This is a genomic window from Actinoplanes sp. NPDC049599, from assembly GCF_044465625.1.
Classification (GTDB): Bacteria; Actinomycetota; Actinomycetes; order Mycobacteriales; family Micromonosporaceae; genus Actinoplanes.
Genome location: NZ_JBITLX010000015.1, coordinates 82,645 through 106,279 on the forward strand (window position 1 = coordinate 82,645; position 23,635 = coordinate 106,279).

At 71.4% G+C, this 23,635-nt stretch carries 19 protein-coding genes and 1 pseudogene; 10 read left to right on the forward strand and 10 right to left on the reverse strand.

What is annotated here, in order from left to right; translation table 11 throughout:
• Window positions 1-76: 76 nt before the first annotated feature.
• Window positions 77-1,258, reverse strand: coding sequence for an acetoin utilization protein AcuC (locus ACIBQZ_RS25080; RefSeq protein WP_396091201.1), 1,182 nt, complete (start codon window positions 1,256-1,258; stop codon window positions 77-79).
• 156 nt (window positions 1,259-1,414) lie between these two features.
• On the opposite strand from ACIBQZ_RS25080, the gene ACIBQZ_RS25085 reads away from it, so the two are divergent.
• Window positions 1,415-2,116 (forward strand): metal-dependent transcriptional regulator, encoded by a 702-nt coding sequence (locus tag ACIBQZ_RS25085; protein ID WP_396091306.1) that lies wholly within the window; start codon window positions 1,415-1,417, stop codon window positions 2,114-2,116.
• Between the two features lie 15 nt (window positions 2,117-2,131).
• Here the strand turns inward: ACIBQZ_RS25085 and ACIBQZ_RS25090 are convergent, their stop codons facing one another.
• Together ACIBQZ_RS25090 and ACIBQZ_RS25095 are read right to left on the reverse strand one after the other, a co-directional pair.
• A complete protein-coding gene (locus ACIBQZ_RS25090; RefSeq protein WP_396091202.1) occupies window positions 2,132-2,686 on the reverse strand; it encodes a hypothetical protein in 555 nt (184 codons plus the stop codon).
• Between the two features lie 65 nt (window positions 2,687-2,751).
• Window positions 2,752-2,964 (reverse strand): DUF5522 domain-containing protein, encoded by a 213-nt coding sequence (locus ACIBQZ_RS25095; RefSeq protein ID WP_396091203.1) that lies wholly within the window; start codon window positions 2,962-2,964, stop codon window positions 2,752-2,754.
• 53 nt (window positions 2,965-3,017) lie between these two features.
• Here ACIBQZ_RS25095 and ACIBQZ_RS25100 point away from each other — a divergent pair, with 53 nt between their 5' ends.
• Together ACIBQZ_RS25100 and ACIBQZ_RS25105 are read left to right on the forward strand one after the other, a co-directional pair.
• On the forward strand, window positions 3,018-3,473 hold the full coding sequence (locus tag ACIBQZ_RS25100; RefSeq protein ID WP_396091204.1) for a hypothetical protein: 456 nt from the start codon (window positions 3,018-3,020) through the stop codon (window positions 3,471-3,473).
• Between the two features lie 25 nt (window positions 3,474-3,498).
• Window positions 3,499-4,413, forward strand: a complete 915-nt coding sequence (locus tag ACIBQZ_RS25105) for an alpha/beta fold hydrolase (RefSeq protein ID WP_396091205.1) — start codon at window positions 3,499-3,501, stop codon at window positions 4,411-4,413.
• Window positions 4,414-4,628: 215 nt separating this feature from the next.
• On the opposite strand, the pseudogene ACIBQZ_RS25110 reads toward ACIBQZ_RS25105, so the two are convergent.
• Window positions 4,629-5,561, reverse strand: a pseudogene (locus ACIBQZ_RS25110) (MFS transporter); the annotation flags it as partial.
• Window positions 5,562-5,751: 190 nt separating this feature from the next.
• Between ACIBQZ_RS25110 and ACIBQZ_RS25115 the strand changes: the two are divergent.
• Genes ACIBQZ_RS25115 through ACIBQZ_RS25125 form a run of 3 tightly spaced genes read left to right on the forward strand, consistent with a single transcriptional unit; the run spans window position 5,752 to window position 9,515 of the window.
• A complete protein-coding gene (locus ACIBQZ_RS25115) occupies window positions 5,752-5,886 on the forward strand; it encodes a hypothetical protein (protein ID WP_396091206.1) in 135 nt (44 codons plus the stop codon).
• Window positions 5,887-5,917: 31 nt separating this feature from the next.
• Entirely contained in the window at window positions 5,918-8,536 is a 2,619-nt protein-coding gene (locus tag ACIBQZ_RS25120; protein WP_396091207.1) for an NACHT domain-containing protein, read from the forward strand.
• Window positions 8,537-8,561: 25 nt separating this feature from the next.
• Window positions 8,562-9,515 (forward strand): hypothetical protein, encoded by a 954-nt coding sequence (locus tag ACIBQZ_RS25125; RefSeq protein WP_396091208.1) that lies wholly within the window; start codon window positions 8,562-8,564, stop codon window positions 9,513-9,515.
• 10 nt (window positions 9,516-9,525) lie between these two features.
• Here the strand turns inward: ACIBQZ_RS25125 and ACIBQZ_RS25130 are convergent, their stop codons facing one another.
• Window positions 9,526-9,774 carry a hypothetical protein gene (locus tag ACIBQZ_RS25130; protein ID WP_396091209.1) on the reverse strand — a complete coding sequence of 83 codons (249 nt, stop codon included), beginning with the start codon at window positions 9,772-9,774 and terminating at the stop codon, window positions 9,526-9,528.
• Window positions 9,775-10,106: 332 nt separating this feature from the next.
• On the opposite strand from ACIBQZ_RS25130, the gene ACIBQZ_RS25135 reads away from it, so the two are divergent.
• Entirely contained in the window at window positions 10,107-10,448 is a 342-nt protein-coding gene (locus tag ACIBQZ_RS25135; RefSeq protein ID WP_396091210.1) for a hypothetical protein, read from the forward strand.
• Between the two features lie 17 nt (window positions 10,449-10,465).
• Window positions 10,466-10,909, forward strand: a complete 444-nt coding sequence (locus ACIBQZ_RS25140) for a hypothetical protein (protein WP_396091211.1) — start codon at window positions 10,466-10,468, stop codon at window positions 10,907-10,909.
• Between the two features lie 265 nt (window positions 10,910-11,174).
• Here ACIBQZ_RS25140 and ACIBQZ_RS25145 read toward each other — a convergent pair whose 3' ends face one another.
• From ACIBQZ_RS25145 to ACIBQZ_RS25155, 3 genes are all read right to left on the reverse strand, one after another.
• A complete protein-coding gene (locus tag ACIBQZ_RS25145; RefSeq protein ID WP_396091307.1) occupies window positions 11,175-14,069 on the reverse strand; it encodes a vitamin B12-dependent ribonucleotide reductase in 2,895 nt (964 codons plus the stop codon).
• Between the two features lie 91 nt (window positions 14,070-14,160).
• Entirely contained in the window at window positions 14,161-14,682 is a 522-nt protein-coding gene (nrdR, locus tag ACIBQZ_RS25150) for a transcriptional regulator NrdR (RefSeq protein ID WP_396091212.1), read from the reverse strand.
• 337 nt (window positions 14,683-15,019) lie between these two features.
• Window positions 15,020-15,355 carry a LysM peptidoglycan-binding domain-containing protein gene (locus ACIBQZ_RS25155; RefSeq protein WP_396091213.1) on the reverse strand — a complete coding sequence of 112 codons (336 nt, stop codon included), beginning with the start codon at window positions 15,353-15,355 and terminating at the stop codon, window positions 15,020-15,022.
• 267 nt (window positions 15,356-15,622) lie between these two features.
• Here ACIBQZ_RS25155 and lexA point away from each other — a divergent pair, with 267 nt between their 5' ends.
• Window positions 15,623-16,420 (forward strand): transcriptional repressor LexA, encoded by a 798-nt coding sequence (gene lexA / locus ACIBQZ_RS25160; protein ID WP_396091214.1) that lies wholly within the window; start codon window positions 15,623-15,625, stop codon window positions 16,418-16,420.
• Window positions 16,421-18,668: 2,248 nt separating this feature from the next.
• Here the strand turns inward: lexA and ACIBQZ_RS25165 are convergent.
• Complete coding sequence (locus tag ACIBQZ_RS25165) at window positions 18,669-20,504, reverse strand: hypothetical protein (protein WP_396091215.1); 1,836 nt, start codon at window positions 20,502-20,504, stop codon at window positions 18,669-18,671.
• Window positions 20,505-20,577: 73 nt separating this feature from the next.
• The gene (gene hflX / locus ACIBQZ_RS25170; RefSeq protein WP_396091216.1) at window positions 20,578-21,957 is read right to left on the reverse strand and encodes a GTPase HflX; all 1,380 of its coding nucleotides are present in this window, start codon (window positions 21,955-21,957) and stop codon (window positions 20,578-20,580) included.
• A 189-nt stretch (window positions 21,958-22,146) separates the two neighbouring features.
• Between hflX and ACIBQZ_RS25175 the strand changes: the two genes are divergently transcribed.
• Window positions 22,147-23,610, forward strand: coding sequence for an NAD-dependent malic enzyme (locus ACIBQZ_RS25175; RefSeq protein WP_396091217.1), 1,464 nt, complete (start codon window positions 22,147-22,149; stop codon window positions 23,608-23,610).
• Window positions 23,611-23,635: the final 25 nt, after the last annotated feature.

Consider the following 23,635-nt stretch of genomic DNA (forward strand, 5'->3'; position numbering starts at 1 on the left):
TTCTGGCCCTCGCCTGCGAGGCCGTCGTTCAGCGCGGCTGGGTGCCGCTCGGTGCAGGCGGTCATGACGTGCCTCCTCAGTCCCGGCTGTCGTGCGGGTCCAGCCCGTGCAGCGGGAAGACCGCCATCCGGGTCGCCATGATGGCCTTGTCGATCGGGTCCGGGGTGGTGCCCGGCTCCCAGCGCTCGACCGGCGGCGTGGTGCCGTCGGTCAGCGTGGCCGGCACCTCGGCGCCGGGGCGGCGGTCCGCGGCGAGCTTGCGCCAGCCCGGCGGCGTCTCCGTGCGGGGATCCAGCGGCGCGCCGGTGGCCACCGCCAGCAGGTGCGTCCAGGCCCGGGGCACGACCTCGACCAGCGCGTACCCGCCGCCGCCGGTCGCCACCCAGCGGCCGGCGCAGAGCTCGTCGGCCAGCGCCCGCAGCGCGATGTACGCGGCGCGCTGGCCGTCGACCGACAACCGCAGATCGGCCAGCGGGTCGAGCCGGTGCGCGTCGGCGCCGCACTGGGTGATCAGGATCTGCGGCGAGAAAGCCCGCAGCACCGACGGCACGACCGCGTGGAACGCCCGCAGCCAGCCGGCGTCCCCGGTGCCGGGGGGCAGCGCCAGGTTGACCGAGGCGCCCTCGGCACCCGGCCCGCCCGTCTCGTCGGGGAAACCCGTGCCGGGGAACAGCGCCAGGGGCGTCTCGTGCAGGCTCACGGTGAGCACGCGGGGGTCGTCGTAGAAGGCGGCCTGCACCCCGTCGCCGTGGTGGACGTCGATGTCCACGTACGCGATCCGCTGCGCACCCAGATCGAGCAGCCGCGCGATGGCGACCGCCGGGTCGTTGTAGACGCAGAAGCCGGACGCCCGCGCCGCCATCGCGTGGTGCAGGCCGCCCGAGATGTTCACCGCGCGGGTCACCGCGCCGGACCACACCGCCTCGGCCGCGGCGAGCGTGGCGCCGCAGATCCGGGCGCTCGCCTCGTGCATGCCCTCGAAGACCGGATTGTCCGGGGTGTTGAGGCCCCAGCCGCGGAAGAACGGATCGTGCGGGGCGATCCGCACGGCCTCCAGGTAGTCGGGCCGGTGCACCCGGGTGAGCGCCGCGTCGTCGGCCGGGGCCGGCACGATCAGCCGCACCCCCGGCCGGTCCAGCACGCCCAGCTCGCGGGCGAGCGCCATGGTGAGCTCCACCCGCACCGGATTCATCGGATGGTCACCCATGTCGTACGTGAGCAGTGCCTCGTCCCAGACCACCGCCGTCGACTCCGCCATGTGCCTCATGCTGCCACGTGGACGGGAACAATCGGACCGGGCACCGACGCGGGATCAGGGCAGCGGATCCCCGGGTCCGGTAAGGTCACTTGACCCACCTCGTCGGCACGAAGTCAAGCCCCGGCTGCGAGGTAATATCGCTGCTGGGAGGGCCGCATCTTGAATGATCTCGTCGACACCACGGAGATGTACCTGAGGACGATCCTCGAGCTCGAGGAGGAGGGGGTTCCGCCCCTCCGCGCCCGCATCGCCGAACGCCTGCACCAGAGCGGACCTACCGTCAGCCAGACCGTCGCCCGGATGGAGCGCGACGGCCTGCTGACCGTCGAGAACGACCGGCACCTGCTGCTGACCGAGGAGGGCCGGGTGGCCGCGGTGGCGGTCATGCGCAAGCACCGGCTCGCCGAGCTGCTGCTGGTCAACGTCATCGGCATGCCCTACGAGGAGGCCCACGAGGAGGCCTGCCGCTGGGAGCACGTGATGAGCGACTCGGTCGAGCGCAAGGTCTACGAGCTGCTCAACAAGCCGACCCGGTCGCCGTACGGCAACCCGATCCCCGGCCTCGAGGTGCTCGGGCTGCCGGCGGAGGAGCCGCTGGGCAACAGCTCGAGCGCGGTCAACGCGGGCGAGCGGAACCTGGCGTTCCCCGGGCTGACCGGCAGCGTGGTCGTGCGCCGGATCTGCGAGAGCGTGCAGACCAACGCCGGGGTGCTGCGCCAGCTGCACGCGGCCGGCATCGACCCGGGCGCGACCGTCACGGTGGCGCAGGAACGCGACGGCGTGACCATCGACCGGTCCGGCGACAAGATCCGGCTGCCCCGCGAGGTGGCCTCCCGGGTGTTCGTCGACGCGCGCTGACGGCACCACCGGCGGTCAGCCGTCGGTGGTGTCCATCGCCTTGGCGAGCTCCAGCAGCCTGGGCGAGAGCTCGTCGACCGCGTCCTTCCCGGCGCCCTTCGGGAAGGTGTAGCGCAGCGTCTGGAGCTGCTCGGCCTCGCTGAGCCAGCCGATCTCGATGGTCGGCCCGTGCCCGCCGGAGGCCTTGCTCACCAGCCGGTAGCCGGCCTTGCCGAGCCCCTTGAGCTTGGTGGCCTTCCTGGGCACGAGTTCCTCGGCGAACATCTCGGCGTCGGCCTTGGTGCTCTCCACCACCGACAGGGCCAGATCCGGCCAGTCGGCGGTGTCGGTCTGCACCACGCAGGTGGAGGTGTCGTCGACCTGGTCGGAGGCGGCGACGGTGAACGCCACGCCGATCGTCTGCTCGATGAACGCGTAGTCCCAGAGGATGCAGGCGCCGCCGGCCGAGGCTGCGGGCTGCTGCACGAGGTGCACGGGAGGCAGCCCGGTCTCGTCGTCCGGCCGGTCCGAGCAGCCCGCCAGGGCGAGCACCGCCGTCGCGGCGCCGAGGGCGATGAGACGCGAACGCACGTGTGTCCTCCCGAATAATTCGGGGCACACCGTACTGTGCCGCGGGGCACCGACGAAAGGCCGGCTCAGGCACCGCCGACGTACGGACAGTGACGACAGCCCCGGGTGCAGCAGGTGCCGCGCCCGGCCAGGAAGCCGGCGGTGAGCACAAAAAGGCCGGTTTCCGGGTCGAGGTAGCCGGCCTGGCCGGCGGCGAGCGCGGCGGCATGGGCGGCGAGGATCTCGGCGCGCCGCGGGTGCTCGGGTGCGAGCCGGCTGGGATGCGGCTCGGCGTTCACCCACCCAGCGTAGCTACTTGACACTTGGCGTCAAGTAGCGCGAGCATGGCGGTATGCCGACCGAGAACGCGCTGGTCGACCAGATCGTCCGGCTCCTCGACATCCGGCTGCTGGACCCGCTGGAGGTGCTGCTGGAGGGCGACGACGCGGTGGCGGCGCTGCGCGGGCTGGTCCGGCTGCGTGCCCGCCGGTGGGCCGCGCAGATGCTTGACGGCGACGACGCGGTGGCCGTCCGCGCGGCCGTCCGGCTGGTCGCCACGCTGTACCCGGACGACCAGGCGTTCGACCCGCCGACGGAGTGGTGGCGCACCCCGCTCGGCGCGGTGGTGGCGGTGCGGGTGGGGCATCCGGCCGCGGAGTCCGTCTCGTACGCCACCGCCGGCGCCATGCTCGGCATCACCCGCCAGGGCGTGCACGACCTGGTGCGCCGGGGACGGCTCCCCCGGCACCCGGACGGCGGGGTGCCCTCGGCGGCCGTCCGGGACCGGCTGCGCGGCACCGACCGATGACCATCAGAACGCAGGGAGAGACGCTGTGATCAACGACCGACTGGTCGACGCCGGTGAGCTGCCGATCGCCGTCCGCGACTTCGGCGGGGACCAGCCGCCGTTGCTGCTGCTGCACGACTTCGGCGGCAACCTCGCCACGCTGACCACGCTGGCCCGCGCGCTGCGGCCCCGGCACCGGGTCATCACCCTGGACCTGCGCGGCCACGGCCGCTCCGGCGACGGGCCCTGGTCCTGGGACGCGGCGCTGGGCGACATCGCCGCGGTGACCGTCCAGCTGGAGCTGAACCGGCCCGCGGTGGCCGGGCACTCGCTCGGCGGGATGCTGGCCACGCTGTGGGGCCAGCGGCACCCGGAGACGCCCGGCGTGGTGTCCCTGGACGGCACCCCGCCGCCGACCCGCCCGGAGCAGCTGCCCGGACTGGACCCGGAACGGGCGGCGGCCGAGCTGGCCCGGCTGACGGAGGTCTTCGACACGACGCACGCCGGGATGGGCCGCACGATCCCCGCCGAGGAGCTGCCCGACCTGGTGGAGCGGCAGCAGATGGCGGCCCGGGACATGGGCGCCAACGAGAAGGTGTGGATCGAGGGCTTCCGCCGCAACCTGGCGCACAAGGACGGCGAGACGACCATGCGGCCGTCGGCCGCGACGGCCGGGGAACTGCGCAAGCTGATGAACGACCTGGACCTGGGCCCGGTGTACGCCGGCACGCCGGCACCCACGCTGGCAGTGCTGTCCACCCGCGACCTGCCGGAGCAGGAGCCGTTCGCCGACCTGTATGCGGCGCACCGGCGCTACCTGCTCGCGCAGGCGGCCGCGGGCGCGCAGGCCAACCCGCGGATGCGGTACCTGCAGCTGGAGGACGCCTCGCACGCGATGGTGGTGGAGCAGCCCGAGTTGCTGGCCTCGCTGATCGGCGACTTCCTCACCGACGGCCGCTGACCGGCGGTCAGGCCCGCGGGGTGGGTTCGGGTTCGGCCGGTTCGCGCACCGGGAGCGGACGGGCCGCGCCCGAGGCCGCCAGCCCCAGACCGATCGCCGCCACCACCACCAGCAGGGCGTTGAGCACCCCGAGGCGCCAGCACGCCGATCAGCGGCGGGCCGGCCAGGAACGCGCCGTAGCCGATCGAGCCCGCCACCGACACCCGGATCGCCGCGCGCAGCGGGTCGTCGGCGGCCGCGCTCATGCCGATCGGGAAGCCCAGGGAGGCGCCCGCGCCCCAGAGCAGCGCGCCGAGCAGCACCAGCGGCACGCCGATGCCCGAGACCACCAGCAGCAGGCCGGTCAGGGCGGAGAGGGCGGTGGCGCGCAGCACGCGTACCCGGCCCCAGCGTTCGATGGCGTTGCCGCCGAAGAGGCGGCCCAGGGTCATCGCGGTCACGAAGAAGCCGAAGCCGATCGCGCCGGTCGTCTCGCCGGCGTGGTAGCCGTCGACCAGGCTGATCGCCAGCCAGTCGTTGGCCGCGCCCTCGGTGAAGCCGAAGCCCATCATGATCACGCCGATCAGCAGCGTGCGCGGCTCCCGCCAGGCGTCGCGCACCCGGCCGGCCGAGCGCTGCTCGGCGGTGGTGGCGGTGTGCGGCAGGAAGCGGCGGACGGTCAGGATCATCACCGTGGCGCCGAGCGCCGCGGTGCACAGCAGCTGCACGGAGACGCTCACACCGGCCGCCGCCGTGGCGGCGCTGATCCCGGCGCCACCCACGGTGCCGAGGCTGAAGCCGGCGTGGAAGCGGGGCATCAGGGTGCGGCCGAGGCGGCGCTCGACGTCCGCGCCCTCCACGTTCATCCCCACGTCCCAGGTGCTGTTGCCCATGCCGAGCAGGATCAGCCCGGCGCCGGCCAGCGGCACCGAGCCCAGTTGCGTGCCGGCGGCCAGGGCGAGCAGCCCCAGCGTCACGGACAGGCTGCCGAACAGCACCGCCCGCCCCGCGCCGACCCGCTGCACCAGCGGGCCGGAGAGCGGGATCGCCGCCAGCGCCGCGCCGGAGAGGCAGAGCAGCAGCAGCCCCAGCCCGGCCGAGCTCAGGCCCAGGTCCTCCCGGACCGCGGGGATGCGGGCGAACCAGCCGGCGTAGGCCAGCCCGTTCATGCCGAAGGTGACGCCGACGGCGACCTTGGCGGTCTCCAGGCGCGAGCGGTCGGCGTCAGCAGTCACCCCGCCAACTTAACCGTTAAAGTGCCGAATCGTAAGATCGTTGATCAGTGACGGCTGTCCCCCTCCGCCTGTCCTCGGCGGTCACGCGGGAACACCACCTCATCGCGCCCGGCGGCGCGATGAGGTGGCCCGGCCGGCCGAGCTGGGGCGGCGGATCCAGGCCTACGGCGCGGAGGTCCCGGTGCCGCGGGACGCGCCGCTGCTCGATCGGATGCTGGGGCTGACCGGCCGCGGCCCGCAGTGGACGCCACGGCCCTGAGCGGAGGCCCGAGCCGATACGATCCCACAGGATGGCGCAGCCCGGCTCCCTTCTCGACACCGGCGACAAGATCGCATCCATCGTCGGTGCCGCTGTCGCGGTCCTGGGGCTGGTCGTCGCGCTGCGCTCGGGCCGTGAGCGGTCCCGCGGCGGCTGGACCCGAGCGGCTGTCATCACCCTCGCCGCGGTCGGTTTTGCCCTCGCGCTCCTGCTGGTGCTGCCCGGCGTGCCCGCCGTGGTGTCCCGGGCCGCCGCCTGGTCCATCGTCCCGCTCCTGGCGGGAATGGCCGTGCTGCTGGGCCGCGTCCGGCGGGAACGGCGACGCCCGGACCCGAGCCTGACCGCGCTGCTCGAGGCCCAGCGGGCGGACGCGACCCGGCACCGCTACCGGTTCTTCGGCCACGTGCCGGCGCTGACCGAGCTGTACGTCCGGCAACGGGTCCGGCTCGACGGCCGAAGCGAGGGGGAAGGCAGCCGGACGATCAACGCGGTCCAGGTGCTGCGCGCCCAGCGGCACGCCGTGGTGCTGGGCGACGCGGGCGCCGGCAAATCGATCTTTCTCGCCATGGTCGCCGACGAGCTGGCCCGCCACCTGCTCGCCGGGCGCCCGACGGGAGAGTTCGCCGTGTCGGTGCACGCCTCCGACCTGGCGAGCCTCCACCTCCCGCAGGCGCTCGCCCAGGCGGTGCAGCGGGATCTCGACATCACCCTGCCCAGCAGCACGTTCGAGAAACCACCGGCCGTGGGCCGCAGCTGGCGGGTCCTGGTGGACGGGCTCGACGAGGTGGCCGACGCCCACAAGCGCTCCACGGTGCTGTGGCGGATACGCGACCTGCTGGCGGCCGACAGCCACTACCGGTTCCTCATCGCCAGCCGCCCGCTGACCGAGTCCGAGCTGCTCGAACTGCGTGGCCCGGCGGTCGGCGAGTACGAACTGCGGCCGTTCGACCGGGCGGATCTGGCCGAGTTCGCGGCCCGGTGGTTCGTCGCGCGCCATCCGACGGATCTGCGGCGGGCCAAGCAGCAGGCCGCGCTCTTCCAGGCCCGGGTCGCCGGAGCCCGGCTCGGCCCGGTGGCCCGCATACCCCTGCTGGCCACCATCGCCGCCCTGGTCTTCGAGCAGGAGCGCGAGCGGGCGCTCCCGTCCAGCCGCGCTGCCCTGTACGAACGGTTCGTCCAGCATCTCCTCAACGGACAGCCGTCCCTGGCCCGGCTGCGGCAGGCCGCCGAGCCGGAACTGCTGTCCCGGGGCGTCGGCGGCAGGGCGGTCGCGCAGTGGCTGTGGTCCGACATCGACGTGCACGTGAGCGAGCTGCTGGACACCTGCGGCGCCGCCTGGCTCGCCGACCCCGGGGTACGGCTGACCGACGTCGCCGGCACCTGGGTCAAAGAACACACCCGATACGACCTCGTCAGGGTCAGCCCGGACGGCGGCCAGATGCTGCGCGACCTGCTGCTGGCGACCGGAGTGTTCACGCTGCACCGGGATCGCGTCGCGTTCGCACACCAGAGCTTCGCCGAGTACTTCGCCGCCCGGGCCGGCGAGCCCACGTTCGATCCGGAGCGCTGGCGGGTGCAGGCGGCGAACCCCGCGACCCGCAGCCTGGCGGGATTCGCCGCGGCCCGGCGGCCGGATTCCGACCGCCTCGTCACCGGCCTGCTGGACAGCGCGAACGTCGTCGCCGCCGGCGACCTGCTGGCCGACGGTGTCCCGGTGGCAGCGGCCACCCGGACCAGAATCGTCGACTCGCTCCTCCGGCAGATCACCGACGAATCCGTGCAGGCGCCGGATGCCCTCCGCATCCTGGGCGAGCTGAGCGTCGACACCGACGTCCTGGCCCGGATGACCGGCGTGGTGCTGGACCCCGACGTGTCGGTGTGGGCACGTGCCTTCATCGCCGACCGGGTCGCGGACATCGAGTCGGCCGCCGGCATCAAGCTGCTGCGCTCGCTGATGCCGCACGCCTCCAGCACGGAGCTCGAGTGGATCGTCAACACCCTCGAGGAACGCGGGGTGCGGATCAATCCCGAGCTGGACCTGCCGCAGCCCGATGAGGCGGCGCCGGACGGCGGCAAGCCGCTGGGCGTGCTCGGGCAGCACGCGCTGCGGCAGCGGCTGGCTGACGTCAGCGCCTCGGACCGGGAACGCCTGGAGGCGGCCCGGCACCTGGCCGACAGCGGCGACCTGGAGCCCCTGCGAGCGATGGTGGACGCCGTTGACATCAGCCGGCTCCAGCGCGTCAGGATCGCGGTCGCGCTGGCGGACGCCGGCGATCCCGAGACGCTCCGGCTCCTCGCGACGAAGGCGAACCTGGAGCGCTGGCCGCCGGCGGACCCCGCCGACGGCCTCCGCGCCTCGTTCGCCGCCGGCGTCGACCTGTTCGGGCGCGGGGACCGGCACGCGCTCGGCGTGCTGCGCGCCATCGTCGACGAGGCCCCGGACTACCCCATGGCCTTCGGCGCTGCCGCGCACCTGGCCGACGCCGGCGACCTCAAGCCGCTCAGCAAGCTGGCGCAGGGCTCCGGCCAGCCCCAGGTACGCATCGCGGCCGCGCGCCGGCTCGCCCAGATGGGCGGCGACGTCGTCGTCCTGGAACGCGCGCTCAACGGCGCGCTCCGCCCGCAGGCAGAGGCCCTGATCCCTCGTTGAACTCCTGCACGCCGGCCGGCTCGACGTGCTGCCGCGACTCGACACGTTGCTCGCCACCCACCGCTTCGAGCCCGAGTTGCGCACCCAGCTGCGGTATCCGATGGCCCTGCACGGCGACCGGCGGGCCCGCGAGGCGCTCTACCGGGCGACCCGGCGACGGCCCGGTTCCCATGCGAGCGTCCAGGCCGCGGTCGCGCTGACCGCGCTGGGCGACGCCCGGGGAACGGAACACCTGCGCCGGATAGCGCGCCAGCAATGGCGTCGGGCACGGACCAGAACACGCGCGGTCGTCGGCCTCGTCCAGACCGACGCGACCGTCGGCCGACCGCTGCTCGAACGGCTCGCCGGGGCCCACTCCGCGCCGCAGCTCCGGCTGCGCGCGGCGACCATCTCCGCCGAGTCCTGGGGCGACCTGGCGCCGCTGGCCTGGATCGCCCTCGCCGACGCGCTGCCGCTGCGGCACCGCCGGGAGGCGGTGGAGACCATCGCCGACGTCCTTGAGGAAGTGCCCGAGCCGGGCCTGTCCGCGTCGCTGCGCGCACGGATTCTCGCGCTGGCCACCGACGACACCACACCGGCGACGCTCAGGGTCGTGGTCGCCGCGCGGATGCTGCCGGCGGAGGAGGCGAGCGCCGTTCTGTCCGGCATCGCCCACACCCGCGGCGGTTACTGGAGCGCGGCGCGGTCGGCCGCGATCACCCACCTGGCCCGCATCGACCGCCGGGCGGCGGCGAACGCGCTCAGCCACCTCGTCCGCGACGATCGGATGCCACGGCTGCGACGCTGGTGGATCATCCTGGAGCTCCCCGAACTCCTTCCGGCTGACGAGTACGGCATCCTGGAGGGCCGCCTGGACGAGGCCGACGAGGGAGGAGCGTGGAGCTGGGTCGTGCACATGGCGCGGCTGACGCTGACGCCACCGGAGCGATTCTTCGGCCCGCTGCCGACGCCGGAGAACGAGACCGCGGCCGCTCGGTGACGGGCGCTTGTCACACCCTCTTGAGGAAGGCCGTGAGCTGGAGGACGGTCCCGCCCGTGTCGGCGACGCTGACCAGTTCCCAGCCGTGCTCCTTCAGCATCCCCACGGCGGTCATCAACGCCGACACGATGGTGCCCGGCATGCCCACGTTCGCCACGACGGCCAGGTAGGGGAACGGGTACGGCCGGGGGTCGAACTGGCCGCTGAGGACGACGGCGGCGTCGACCTCGTGGTTCATCGGTCCGGCTGCTGGTTGCATGGGCACAACCTACCGGCGGCGATCGGACGGAGCCGCGCGAGACGCCGCCGTGGGCTGTCGTCACTGCCGCCCAAGCGACACCCCTTGTCCCAGATCGTGACCTGCACGTGGGGCGCCGGCGTCAGGGGAAAATCCCCCCGGACCGCAACGGGTCCGGGGGCATCTCGATGGTCAGCTGTTCCTGGGAACTTGAGGAGTGTCTCCTGGCGCTCGCTGTCTCTCAGAGCCGCTGGAAACACTACTACTGATCCCACATTGCAGGACATCCGTCGGCGCGACGGGTACGGCTTCGAGGTCGTGGTTCGACCGAGCGCCGTGCGATAGTCCCCCGCGTGACATTTCCTCTGGAGGAACTTGCCTCCCAGGTTGCGACTCGGGCCGAGGCGTGGACGCGGCTCGGTCTGGTGTGGCGAACGCAGCCCATCTCACCGAACCACGGCAAACCTGTGGTGAGCAGCGAGTTCGAGTCCGCAGCGTGGCTCGCCGAGATCATGATCTGGAGCACCGGTGAGGCGGAACTGGAAACAGTCCGCGTCGGCGACGACAGGATAGTCAACAAGCACTACGACCTGATCAGCCGCGACGAACTTGCGACTCTGCTCGATGAGTTCGTCGCTCTCCTCGTCGAGGATCGCATTCCTGACGGCGCGTTCGTGGGACGCTGGCCGGAGTAGCCGTCTGAAGGCGGCCGGTGGACCTTCTCCTGTTTCTCGCGGGCGAGCCCGAGGCTGACGAGAGCGGCATCGCGGTCGACGGTTCGCACGTCGTGCTGCCGACCGTCCCGGTCGATCCGCAAGGCGCCTTGGACGAGCAGGTCGGCGAAGCCCGGGGTGATCGGGGTGCCGCGGCTGCCGGTGCGGCGGCGCGGCTTGAGGCCCGCGATTGCCTGGACGCTGCGGCCGTCGGGCAGGTTGATGCGTTCGAGGTCGAACGGCAATGGCACGTTGTAGGTGCGATGCAGGAACTCGTGGAACTGCTTGAGGGTGGAGCGCTGGGCTTGCCAGGTCGCGGAAGAGACCTGTGTGTCCTGGTCGTACTGCCGAGCGCGGTAGTAGGCGAGCAGGTCGTCTTCGTCGGCAACGAACACGTCGCTGCGGTGCTCGGCGGCGTCGATGCGGTGCCGTACGACGCGTAGGTACTCGATCCAGGCGGCGAGTCGGCGAGCGTGAGCGACGGTCGTGTCCATCACCGGTCGCCGCTGGTGCTTACGGCGCAGCCAGTGCGACGCGGCGGTGTGGTAGCGACCGTCGACGAGGATGGACGGGCTGTACGCCCGAGCAAGATGCCTCCCACCCGAAATCGGATGGGAGGCATCTGTTGTAGAGCTTCACCAGGGGTGATGTCTACCAGTGACTCCTTTTAGGAGTCAGTCACAGGAGACATACCTGAACTTCCCGGTTTCAGCTGCAGCCCGAGGTGGAGCCGCAGCCCTCGCAGACGTAGCAGCTGCCCGCCGGGCGCATCTTCGTGCCGCAGGTGAAGCAGAGCGGTGCGTCCGCCGACGTGCCCAGCACGACCTCGAGCAGCTCGGTCGACGAGCCGACCGGTGCCGGAGCACTGCGTTCCGCGTCGGCCGCCGGGACGGTCGCCGTCGGGGACGTGGCCGCGCCGACCGGGGCGGAGACCGGGGCGGAGGCGGCCATGCCGGCCAGGTCCACGCCCGAGGCCTCGGCCGCGGCTTCCGCCTGGATCTGCGCCGCGCGCTCCTTGGCGGTGAAGATGCCCAGTTCGGCGCGGGCGTCGTAGGACAGGAAGTCAAGCGCCAGGCGACGGAAGATGTAATCCATCACCGAGGCCGCCATGCGCACGTCCGGGTCGTCGGTCATGCCGGCCGGCTCGAAACGCATGTTCGTGAACTTGCTGACGAACGTCTCGAGCGGGACGCCGTACTGGAGTCCTATGGAGATCGCCACCGAGAAGGCGTCCATGACGCCGGCCAGGGTCGAGCCCTGCTTCGACATCTTCAGGAAGACCTCGCCGAGGCCGTCGTCCGGATAGGACGATGCGGTGAGGTAGCCCTCCGCGCCGCCGACCGAGAAGGAGACCGTCTCCGACGGGCGCTTCTTCGGCAGGCGCTTGCGGACCGGGCGGTACTCGACGACCTTCTCGACGACCGGCTCGGCCACGGCGACAGCCTGACCCTGCTCGCTAGGTGCAGCAGACTTCTTCTTCGATGCGGACAATGGCTGCCCGACCTTGCAGTTGTCGCGGTAGATCGCCAGCGCCTTGAGGCCGAGCTTCCAGCCCTGGTAGTGGACGTTCTCGATGTCCTCGACCGTCGCCGACTCCGGCATGTTGATGGTCTTGGAGATCGCGCCGGAGATGAACGGCTGCACCGCGGCCATCATCCGCACGTGGCCCATCGGGGCGATGGACCGCTCGCCCATCGCGCAGTCGAAGACCGCGTAGTGCTCCGGCTTGAGGCCGGGGGCGTCGACCACGATGCCGTGGTCGGCGATGTGCTCGACGATCGCCTCGACCTGCTCCTCGGGGTAACCGAGGCTGCGCAGCGCGCGCGGGACCGTCTGGTTGACGATCTGCATCGAGCCGCCGCCGACCAGCTTCTTGAACTTGACCAGGGCCAGGTCGGGCTCGACGCCGGTGGTGTCGCAGTCCATCATCAGGCCGATGGTGCCGGTCGGCGCGAGCACGGAGGCCTGCGCGTTGCGCCAGCCGTTCTTCTCACCGATCTTGTTGCCGTTCTGCCACTGCCGGGTGGCCTCCCGCACGATCGCGGTCGCGACCGCGCCCGACGGGCGGATCTCGTCGTTGGCCGCGGCGTGCTTGCGCATGACGCGCTTGTGGGCCTCGGCGTTGCGGGCATAACCCTCGTACGCGCCGACGACGCCGGCCACCTCGGCCGAGCGACGGTACGCCGTGCCGGTCATCAGCGAGGTGATCGCCGCCGCCACGCTGCGACCCGACTCCGAGTCGTACGGGTGGCCCGTCGCCATCAGCAGCGCGCCCAGGTTCGCGTACCCGATGCCGAGCTGGCGGTAGGCACGCGTGGTCTCGCCGATCCGCGGGGTCGGGAAATCTGCGAAGCAGATCGAGATGTCCATCGCGGTGATCACGAACTCGACGCTCTTGACGAACTTCTCGACCTCGAAGCCGCCGTCGGCCTTGAGGAACTTCATCAGGTTGAGCGAGGCCAGGTTGCAGGACGAGTCGTCCAGCGACATGTACTCCGAACACGGGTTGGACGCGGTGATGCGGCCGGTCTCCGGGTTGGTGTGCCAGTCGTTGATGGTGTCGTCGTACTGCAGGCCCGGGTCGGCGCACTCCCACGCGGCCTTGGCGATCTCGGTGAACAGCTTCTTGGCGTCGATGGTCTCGATCGTCTCGCCGTTCATCCGGCCGCGGAGGTCGAACGTGCCGCCCTCCTCGACCGCGCGCATGAACTCGTCGCTGACCCGCACCGAGTTGTTGGCGTTCTGGTACTGCACCGAGACGATGTCGCTGCCGCCGAGGTCCATGTCGAAGCCGGCGTCGCGGAGCGCGCGGATCTTGTCTTCCTCGCGGGCCTTGGTGGTGACGAACTCGGAGATGTCGGGGTGGTCGACGTCGAGGATGACCATCTTGGCCGCGCGGCGGGTGGCGCCGCCGGACTTGATGGTGCCGGCGCTGGCGTCCGCGCCGCGCATGAAGCTGACCGGGCCGCTGGCGGTGCCGCCGGAGGAGAGCAGCTCCTTGGAGGAGCGGATCCGGGAGAGGTTGACGCCGGAGCCGGAGCCGCCCTTGAAGATCAGCCCCTCTTCCTTGTACCAGTCCAGGATCGAGTCCATCGAGTCGTCCACGCTCAGGATGAAGCAGGCGCTGACCTGCTGCGGCGAGGCGGTGCCGACGTTGAACCAGACCGGCGAGTTGAAGCTGAACACCTGGTGCAGCAGCATCCAGGTCAGCTCATGGTCGAAGATCTCCGCGTCGCCCGGGTTGGCGAAGTAGCCGTGCTCCTCGCCCGCCTTGCGGTAGGTCTTCACAACCCGGTCGATCAGCTGCTTGAGCGACCATTCCCGGGTGTCGGTGCCGACCGCGCCCCGGAAGTACTTGGTGGTGACGATGTTGGCCGCGTTGACGCTCCAGCTGGTGGGGTACTCCACGCCGCGCTGCTCGAAGTTGATCGAGCCGTCCCGCCAGTTCGTCATGACGACGTCGCGGCGTTCCCACTCCACCTCGTCGTACGGGTGGACGCCCTCGGTGGTCCAGACCCGTTCGATCCGCAGCCCCCCGACCGCGGCGCCCCCGTTGCTCGCGCGACTGCGCTGCTTGCCTGCTGTCATGCCGTCACCGGCCATCTCGTGCTCCCCCTCGATAGATCGCAGCTTCCCCACCGCGATCTGGTACCGACATCCGGGCACGGCTACCGCCATGCCTCCACAAAAAGCCTTATTTGGTACGCGATTCCGTGAACTTGGCGGGGCGTCCGCCACCCGGCCGGGCCGGCACCGCATGCCGGGCTCCCGCCGCCGCCTCCCGCAGCTCGGCGAGCTCGCGTTCGAAGTCCTCGAGCGAGTCGAAGGACTTGTACACGCTCGCGAAGCGCAGGTAAGCGACCTGATCCAGCTCCCGCAGCGGCGACAGGATGGCGAGGCCCACGTCGTGGCTGGGCACCTCGGCCGCGCCTTTGGCCCGGACGGTCTCCTCGACCTTCTGCGCGAGCAGCGCGATCGAGTCCTCGTCGACGGGCCGGCCCTGACAGGCCTTGCGGACCCCACTCATGATCTTGGTCCGGCTGAAGGGCTCGGTGACGCCGTTGCGCTTCACGATCGCCAGCACGGCCTCCTCGACCGTGGTGAAGCGCTTGCCGCATTCCGGGCACGACCGGCGACGACGGATCAGCTGACCGTCGTCGGCCTCACGCGAGTCGACCACCCGTGAGTCGGCGTGCCGGCAGTACGGACACCGCACCGAGATTCCCCCTGTCGCCGGGCGCTGCCACCGCGAGACGGAACCGATGCTCGAACCGTCTCCCAGACACGCCGAATGACAGCCCGCGCCGCGGTGAATTCCGCGTCGTGGCTGTGGACGAACCTGTGGATGACGGGGCTGCCCGACCCCAACCTGTGGATGACTTACACCCTTGTAACTACTAGATGTTGGGGTTGACGTTATGCCGCTGCGGACGTCGATGCAAGTTCACCGGCGCGTCGGCGCGCCGCTTTTTCTCCCCCGATACGAGCCGTGCCGCACCCGTCACGGGCAGCACCGAAACTCCATGATCAACGCTCCGGATCGAGCAAGTGGATCAACGCGCCCGGGGAACCACCAAGGTGTCACCGGCGTGCACGGTGATGTCGTCGACGCCCATGCCGTTGAGCTTGCGGATCTCCGCGGCAACGACATGCGGGCTGCGGCCCGGCGAGGTGCGCGTGGCGATGTCCCACAGCGTGTCGCCGGACTGCACCACGACCGTGGGCGGCGGGCCGGCCGGGGGCTCGTCGGCCCGGGACGCTGTGGTCCACAACACGGCGCTCGCCAGAGTCGCGAGGAGGAAGAAGAGGGTCAGCAGGACGACACGCCCGCGCCGGGTCAGCCGCAAAGGGGCCTGGTGTCCGACCCGCCGCATACCAGTGGTCACCACGGCGTATTCCTTTCTCCGCATACGTCCCTCGGACAAGCGTTCGATCGAACGCCCGTACGACGGTCTATCAGAACAGGCGTACGGAAGTCGAGCACTTCCGGGCGACACGCCGCGAGAAAGTCGTACAGATGTTTGAATATGTCGTACGCCGCAGTTACGGTTCTCGGTCAAGAGGGGTCAGCCGGGCACAAGTCATCCCCACGACGGAATCCCGGCTCCGCGAGCGCACCACGTGCCGACGAGGCACTGGCCGACAGGAGGGCCAACATGTCGACCGACGACCGGACAAACCGGCAACAGCAGAAGGACTCGAAGCCCGAGGCCGCGAACACCAAGGCGGCGATGCGCCGGCGCACGCCGACCCGGGCCCGCAGCGGTGACGCGCCGCAGCTGCGCGCCGTGACGCCGGTGGTCAGCCAGTTCCCGGACCTGGTCACCGCGGACCTCACCGCGCGGCAGCGCCGGATCCTCGAGTTCATCCGCGACTGGGTGGAGCGCTACGGCTACCCGCCGAGCGTCCGCGAGATCGGCGAGGCGGTCGGCCTGGTGTCGCCGTCAAGCGTGGCCTACCAGCTGAAGGAGCTGGAGAAGAAGGGCTTCCTGCGCCGCGACCCGAACAGGCCGCGCGCGGTGGACGTCCGGGCGCCCAGCGAGATGGTCGACGACGAGACGCTGCGCTCGGCCCGGCCGACCCCGGCCTACGTGCCGCTGCTGGGCCGGATCGCGGCCGGCGGTCCGATCCTGGCCGAGCAGGCGGTGGAGGAGTTCTTCCCACTGCCGCGCGAGCTGGTCGGCGAGGGCGACGTCTTCATGCTCGAGGTCAAGGGCGACTCGATGATCGACGCGGCGATCTGCAACGGGGACTGGGTGGTGGTCCGCCAGCAGCCGACGGCGAACGTGGGCGACATCGTGGCCGCGATGATCGACGGCGAGGCGACGGTGAAAAGCTACCGGCAGCGGGAGGGGCACGTGTGGCTGATGCCGGCGAACCCGGCCTTCGACCCGATCCCGGGGGACGACGCGACGGTGATGGGCCGCGTGGTCGCGGTCCTGCGCCGGGTCTGAGTTCGGGTACGGCGGCTGGCTCCGGCCGGCTGGCTCCGGCCGGCTGGCTCCGGCCGGCTGGCTCCGGCGGGCAGCTCCCGCTGGCTCTGCCGACGATCTGCCTCGGCCGGCCCGCCGGGGTGGATCGCGGGTTGGGGCGTGGGCGGTTCGGCGGCGTGGGCGGTTCGGCGGCGTGGGCGGTTCGGCGGCGTGGCAGGCCGGGCGGTTCGGTGGTCATGGGCGGAACTGCGGTCGGGCGGCGCGATGGGTCGGGCGGCATGGTGGCCGTGAGCGGCACGGCGGCCCGGCGGCACTGTGATCGTGAGCGGTTGAGCTTGGCGGGTTCAGTCGGGCCATGAAGGTTGGTTGGCTCAGCGAGATCGCTTGCCGGGGTCTGCCTCGCGAGCCGGAGCCGACCGCGGAACAGGACCAACCACGGGCCAGGACCAAGGGCGGCCGCGCGAGTCAGAGCCGGCTGGGACCGAAGTCGGTGGAGCGGGTCCCACGACACGAATCGGCTGGTTTGATTCCCCGCCTGCGGGGCGCAAACCCTACCTGCTGGGCGAGTCTCTGCGAGTTGGGCGAGTCTCCGCCATCCGACCGGATCGCCGTCAGCTGCACGGGTCACCGCCAGCCGCGCGGGCCACCGTCAGCTGCGCGGGCCACCGCCAGCCGCGCGGGCCACCGCCAGCCGCACGGGCCACCGCCAGCCGCACGGGCCACCGCCAGCCGCACGGGCCACCGCCAGCCGCACGGGCCACCGCCAGCCGCACGGGCCACCGCCAGCTGCGCGGGCCACCGCCAGCTGCGCGGGTCACCGCCAGCCGCACGGGCCACCGCCAGCCGCACGAGCCACCGCCAGCCGCACGGGCCACCGCCAGCCGCACGGGCCACCGCCAGCTGCGCGGGCCACCGCCAGCTGCGCGGGTCACCGCCAGCCGCACGGGCCACCGCCAGCCGCACGAGCTGAAGCCAGCTGCGAACCGGGAGACGGCCGAAACGCGCCCGCGAAGCCAATCGGCCGGGCGAACCGAGCTTGGCTGCGCGAAATCCAAGATGACCGCGAACCAAAACCGGCCGTCGCGCGCCGCATGAATCGAAATGGGCCCGCGCAAGCCGGATGTGGCAATGCAGCCGGAACCGCCGCGGTCCGGAGCCACCACGAACCGACACCCACAAACGCGGCACGAGCCAAGAGGCCGCGGCGGCGGGCAGGCGGCGGCGGGCCGCGCGAACCAACGGGCTACGGGAACCAACGGGCTACGGGAACCAACAGCAGCGCGTATCCCGATAGCGTGCGAACCAACGGGCTACGCGAACCAGCGGCAGCGCGTATCCCGATAGCGTGCGAACCAAACGGCCGCGCGATTCCCGAGGACCGCGCGAGTCCCGAGGACCGCGCAGATCAAGGGATCGCGCACATCCAAAGGACCGCGCAAATCCCGAGGACGGGCGCGAACTCAAGGGGACGCGCAACCACTCGACTTTCGCCATTTCTGGATCACGGTCCCCCGGTGATCCAGCCCGTTGCCGGGTTCGTCCGGTATGCGGAATGGTGGTAGTGGAGGTTGAGGGGTTCATTTCAGGAGGAAAGGGGCACGAGTAGTGGACCTTGTAACGGTGGGGTGCGGCTAAAACGTTCTAGCTCATCAAGATCTGCGGGAAAGCTGCCGCTGAGGCTGCGACGGCACTGAATGGTGAAAGTCGACCGCCCCTGCTTTCCAAGATCTGTGAGGCGGTCGGCTGCTGCCCCTCGGTGCGAGCGCCATATGAGTGATGTCAGACATCGTCGGCCACTGCGGGTGCCCGAGAGCTGGTTGCGGGCTGTCGTCGTTGCCCCAAGAAGGACGCTCAGCTCAGCCGGCCCTTGAAGTGAATCTTGCATCGCGCCGGTCGACCCGAGGTCCCGAAATCCTCGGCGAGAACTTCGAGACGCTGCCCGACCTCCGCGGACGCCGAAAGTCAAGGCGCTTAAGGGCTCCGCCACATGGCGAAAGTCGAGCAACCGAAGGGCCGCACGAATCCGGGAGCCACGCGAACTGATCGGCCGGGCAAGGAGCGCCACGACTCGAAGCGGACTGAGGCGCACCGCGCACCCCGAACAGCCGCGACCCGCCCCCGGTCCTGAACACTCCGACGAGCTGCGACGCCCCACCACTTGAACCACACCCGCCTACCGGACGCGAGCCGGATTTTCCCGCGATAACAGAACAGGCCGCTCTCACCACCGAGGTGGCGACAGCGGCCTGGCCGGTCCGATGCACTGTGATCAGTAGTTGCGGGGGCCTCGACCGTAGCCCGGGTTCCCGAAGCGGCCCTCGGTCCCCTGCCGGGGCGCGTTCAGGTCCGCGTAGTTGTTCATCCCGTTGCCCTGCCGCCCGTCGTCCGGTCGGCCCGGCTGCCTTCCGCCCTGCGGGTTGCCGCCGCGCTGCCCGTTGCCGGGCTGCCCGCCGCCGCCCTGGCCGATGAAGCCGGATGGGCGTTGCGGTCCTCCGGCCGGTGGACGGCCGCTTGCCGGCGGGGGTGGCGGGGCTCCGTAGACGCCGCCGCCCGGGCGTCCGCTGGGCTGACCGCCCTGTCCAGGACGCGCCGGCGGCGGGCCGGGACGCATCGGCGGCTGGCCACCCTGGCCCGGACGAGCGCCGGGTTGGCCGGGGCGACCGCCCTGACCGGGGCGGCCACCCTGACCGGGGCGACCGCCGCCGGGAGCGGGAGCCGCAGGCGGACCACCCGGGCGACCGCCGCCGGGAGCGGGAGCCGCAGGCGGACCACCGGGGCGACCCCCTTGCTGGCCGCCGCCGTAGACGCCCTTTCCCTTCGCCGGCGCCGCCGGTTTCGCGCCGTACACGCCCGGGCCCGATGGGGCTCCCGCCGGTGGGCGGTTGCCGCCGTAGACGCCTGGGCGTTGCGGTGCTCCGCCGACCGACAGCAGCTCGGTTCTGGCGTCCAGGGGGTCGGCGTCGGTCGGGTCCGGCTTTGTCGGTGGGTCGAGTTTGCGCTTCTTGCGGGCCCGCATGATGCCGATCACGCCCGCGCCCACCAGCAGCGCGCCGAGCACGCCGACGCCGCCGATCAGGTAGGTGATGTCGGTCAGGCTCAGGTCGGAGTACCAGGAGGCGCCGCTGTCGGTTTCCGCCGCCGCGTCCGACTTGGCTTCGACGATCTTCGTGGCCGGGGTGTAGCTCAGGATGTAGTTCGTGGCGTCCTGGTCGGCGCCCGTGCCCATGTCCGAGACCGTGTAGTACAGCTTGCCGTCGTTGCTGTAGGTGATCGCTTCGCCGAACGGCTCGTTCGGGAGCGGGGTCTTGCGGGGCTTGTTCTTCAGGGCGCCGAGCACGTCGCCGTCGGCCACGTCCCACTCGTACGCGTCCAGGTAGGTCCGCAGGGTGACCCGGCCGCCGCCCGGCGCGACCGCACCGCCGGTGACCGTGGTCTGTGCCAGCCGGGCGATCGGGATGCCCGGGGTGTCGCTGCTCGGCAGCTCGATCTCGCCCGCCCGCTTCAGCGGCACGCCCTCTTCGCTGCCCGCCTTCAGCGCGGCCGTCGGCGTGTAGAGCAGCGTCTTGCCGGTGACTTCCTTGGTCACGATGATCGGCGTGCCGTCACCGGTGAACAGGAGTGCTTCCGCGTCGTGCTTGTCGCCGTCCGGGTAGGTCAGGCGGTGGATCCTCGGCTCCTTGGCGCCGCTGATCGGCATCGACCAGAGGCCGATCGTGCGGCGGGTGTCGCCGCTGCCGTCGCGGGCGCTGTTGTCGCCGGTGTCCGCGATCCACAGCGTGTCGCCGTCCGGGGAGAGGACCAGGTCCTCGGTGTCGAGCGGGCGGGACGGGTAGTCGACGCGCTTGGTGATGTCGCAATCGTCGTCGAGGAAGAAGACCTTGCGCCGGCTGACCTCGTCGGCGCCGTCGTTCACCACCACGAAGCCGTTCTTGGTGGCCACGATCCCCGACAGCTCCGGCAGCGCCGGGTCGGTGACCTTACAGACCTTCTTGCCGGCCGCGGCCTTGGCCGAGGTCACCGCGGGAGCGGGCTCGGCGGAGGCGGGGACGGCCCCCATCATCACCAACCCGGTGGCGAGGATGGCCGGGAACACGAGACGCCGCATCCGATCAGTGTCGCATGCGGCGTCTCGTGTCGGTGTTACGCGTGGATCAACCCTGGTCAGCCGGGTCGGCGGCTCAGGGCGCCAGGAAGTTCTCGAGTTCGGCGGCCAGCTGGTCGCCCACCCGCACCCGCAGTTCGGTGCCCTGCTCGGTGTGCCGGGTCTCCAGCACCTGCCCGGTGCGGTGGATCCGGGCCACCAGATCACCCCGGTCGTACGGCAGCAGCACCCGTAGGTCCACCGCCGGCCGGGGCAGCCGGGCGGCGATCGCCGCGTGCAGCGCCTCGATGCCCAGCCCCGAGCGCGCCGACACGAACACCGCGTCCGGCCAGGCCCGCTTCAGCCGCAGGATGGTCTCCTCGTCGGCCGCGTCCATCTTGTTGACGACCAGCAGCTCGGGGATGCGGTCGGCACCCACCTCGCCGAGCACCTCGCGGACCGCCGAGACCTGACCTTCGGGGTCGGGGTGCGCGCCGTCCACCACGTGCACGATGAGGTCCGAGTACGCGACCTCCTCCAGCGTCGAGCGGAACGCCTCGACGATGTGGTGCGGCAGGTGCCGGACGAAGCCGACCGTGTCGGAGAGCGTGAACACGCGCCCGTCCTCGGCGGCCGTCCGGCGGGTCGTCGGGTCGAGGGTCGCGAACAGCGCGTCCTCCACCAGCACGCCCGCCGAGGTGAGGCGGTTGAGCAGGCTCGACTTGCCGGCGTTGGTGTAGCCGGCGATCGCCACCGCGGGCACGCCGCTGTTGGTGCGCTTGGCGCGCTTCGTCTGGCGTACCGTGCGGAGCGCCTTGATCTCGCGCTTGAGCTTGGAGATCCGGGTGTTGATCCGCCGGCGGTCGGTCTCGATCTTGGTCTCACCGGGACCGCGGGTGCCGACGCCGCCGCCCGACCCGCCCGCGCCACCGCCCTGGCGGGACAGCGACTCACCCCAGCCGCGCAGCCGGGGCAGCAGGTACTGCAGCTGGGCCAGCTCGACCTGGGCCTTGCCTTCCTTGCTCTTCGCGTGCTGGGCGAAGATGTCCAGGATCAGCGCGGTCCGGTCGACGACCTTGACCTTGACCTGCTCCTCGAGCTTGCGGAGCTGGGAGGGCGAGAGCTCGCCGTCGCAGATGACCGTGTCGGCGCCGGTGGCGATGACCACGTCGCGCAGCTCGTCGACCTTGCCGCGGCCGATGAAGGTGGCCGCGTCGGGCTGGCTGCGGCGCTGGATGAGGCCCTCGAGCACCTCGGAACCGGCCGTCTCGGCCAGCGCGGCGAGCTCGGTGAGCGAGTTCTCCGCGTCGGCGATGCTGCCGCCGGTCCAGACGCCGACCAGGACGACCCGTTCGAGCCGCAGCTGGCGGTACTCGACCTCGGTGATGTCCGTGAGCTCGGTGGAGAGACCGGCTACCCGCCGCAGCGAGTGGCGCTCCTCGAGCTCCAGCTCGCCGGTGGTGACTTCCGGTTCCAATGCCTCAGTACGCAAAAGGTGACCTCCTCCGCCCGATCGTGGCACGCCGGGCGGGCCGGCGCATCCACATAACCCGGCGGGGCGTTGTCGCAGGAGTGTCTGACTCTGGAGATAACCACCGGATTGGTACCCGGTATTCCCGAAGCGCAAGAATGCGGGTACGCACCCGCCAACGACGGAGGGAACACCGTGGTGACCACCCGCCTGCCCAGTGCAGGATTCTCGATCACGATCCGTATCGCCGTGACCGCCGACGCCTCATCCATCGGCCGGCTCACCACCTGCGTCGGCGAGGCCGGTGCGATCGTGACGGCCCTCGACGTGGTGGACTCCGACCCCACCCGGGTGCTCGTCGACCTCACCTGCGACACCGCCGACTCCAGCCACGCCGACCAGGTGGTCAAGCAGCTGGAGGAGCAGGACGGCGTCGACGTCCGCAAGGTCTCCGACCGCACCTTCCTGCTGCACCTGGGCGGCAAGATCGAGGTCAACTCGAAGGTCGCCCTGCGCAACCGCGATGAACTGTCCCGGGCGTACACCCCGGGCGTGGCGCGGGTCTGCATGGCCATCGCGGAGAACCCGGCCGACGCGCGCCGGCTCACCATCAAGCGCAACACGGTCGCCGTGGTCAGCGACGGCTCGGCCGTCCTGGGCCTGGGCAACATCGGCCCGTACGCGGCGATGCCGGTGATGGAGGGCAAGGCCGCCCTCTTCAAGCGCTTCGGCGGGGTGGACGCCTGGCCGGTGGTGCTCGACACCCAGGACACCGACGAGATCGTGGCGATCGTCAAGGCGATCGCCCCGGCGTACGGCGGGATCAACCTGGAGGACATCGCGGCGCCGCGGTGCTTCGAGATCGAGATGCGGCTGCGCGAGCTGCTGGACATCCCGGTCTTCCACGACGACCAGCACGGCACCGCGATCTGCGTGCTGGCCGCGCTGACCAACGCGCTGCGGGTGGTCGGCAAGAACCTGGCCGACGTCCGGGTCGTGGTCTCCGGCGCGGGGGCCGCGGGCACCGCGATCATGAAGCTGCTGCTGCGCCAGGGCGTGGGCGACATCATCGCGTACGACCGCCGGGGCGCCCTGCACCGCGGCATGGACGACCTCAACCCGACCTGGCAGTGGCTCACCGAGCACACCAACCGCGACAACTACTCCGGCGACCTGGCCGGGGCGATCGTGGGCGCGGACGTGTTCATCGGGGTGAGCGCGCCGAACCTGCTCACCGGTGACGACATCGCCCGGATGGCGGACAAGTCGATCGTGTTCGCCCTGGCCAACCCCGACCCGGAGGTCGACCCGCGGGCGGCCCGTCAGCACGCCGCGGTGGTCGCCACCGGGCGCTCGGACCAGCCCAATCAGATCAACAACGTGCTGGCCTTCCCCGGCGTGTTCCGCGGCATGCTCGACGTCAGCGCCGAGGAGTTCACCGAGGAGATGGCGCTGGCCGCGGCGATGGCGATCGCCAACGTGGTGGGCGACGACAAGCTCAACCCGACGGTGATCGTGCCGAGCGTCTTCGACCCGCGGGTCACCCCGGCGGTGGCGGCGGCGATCCGCGCGGTGGTCAAGGGCACCGCGCACGCCCCGGCCAACCCGGCGGCCGTCCCCGAGGCCGAGCTGGACATGGCCCCCGAGGCCACCTTCTGACGCACCGGGGCCTGGGCTGGTCCGA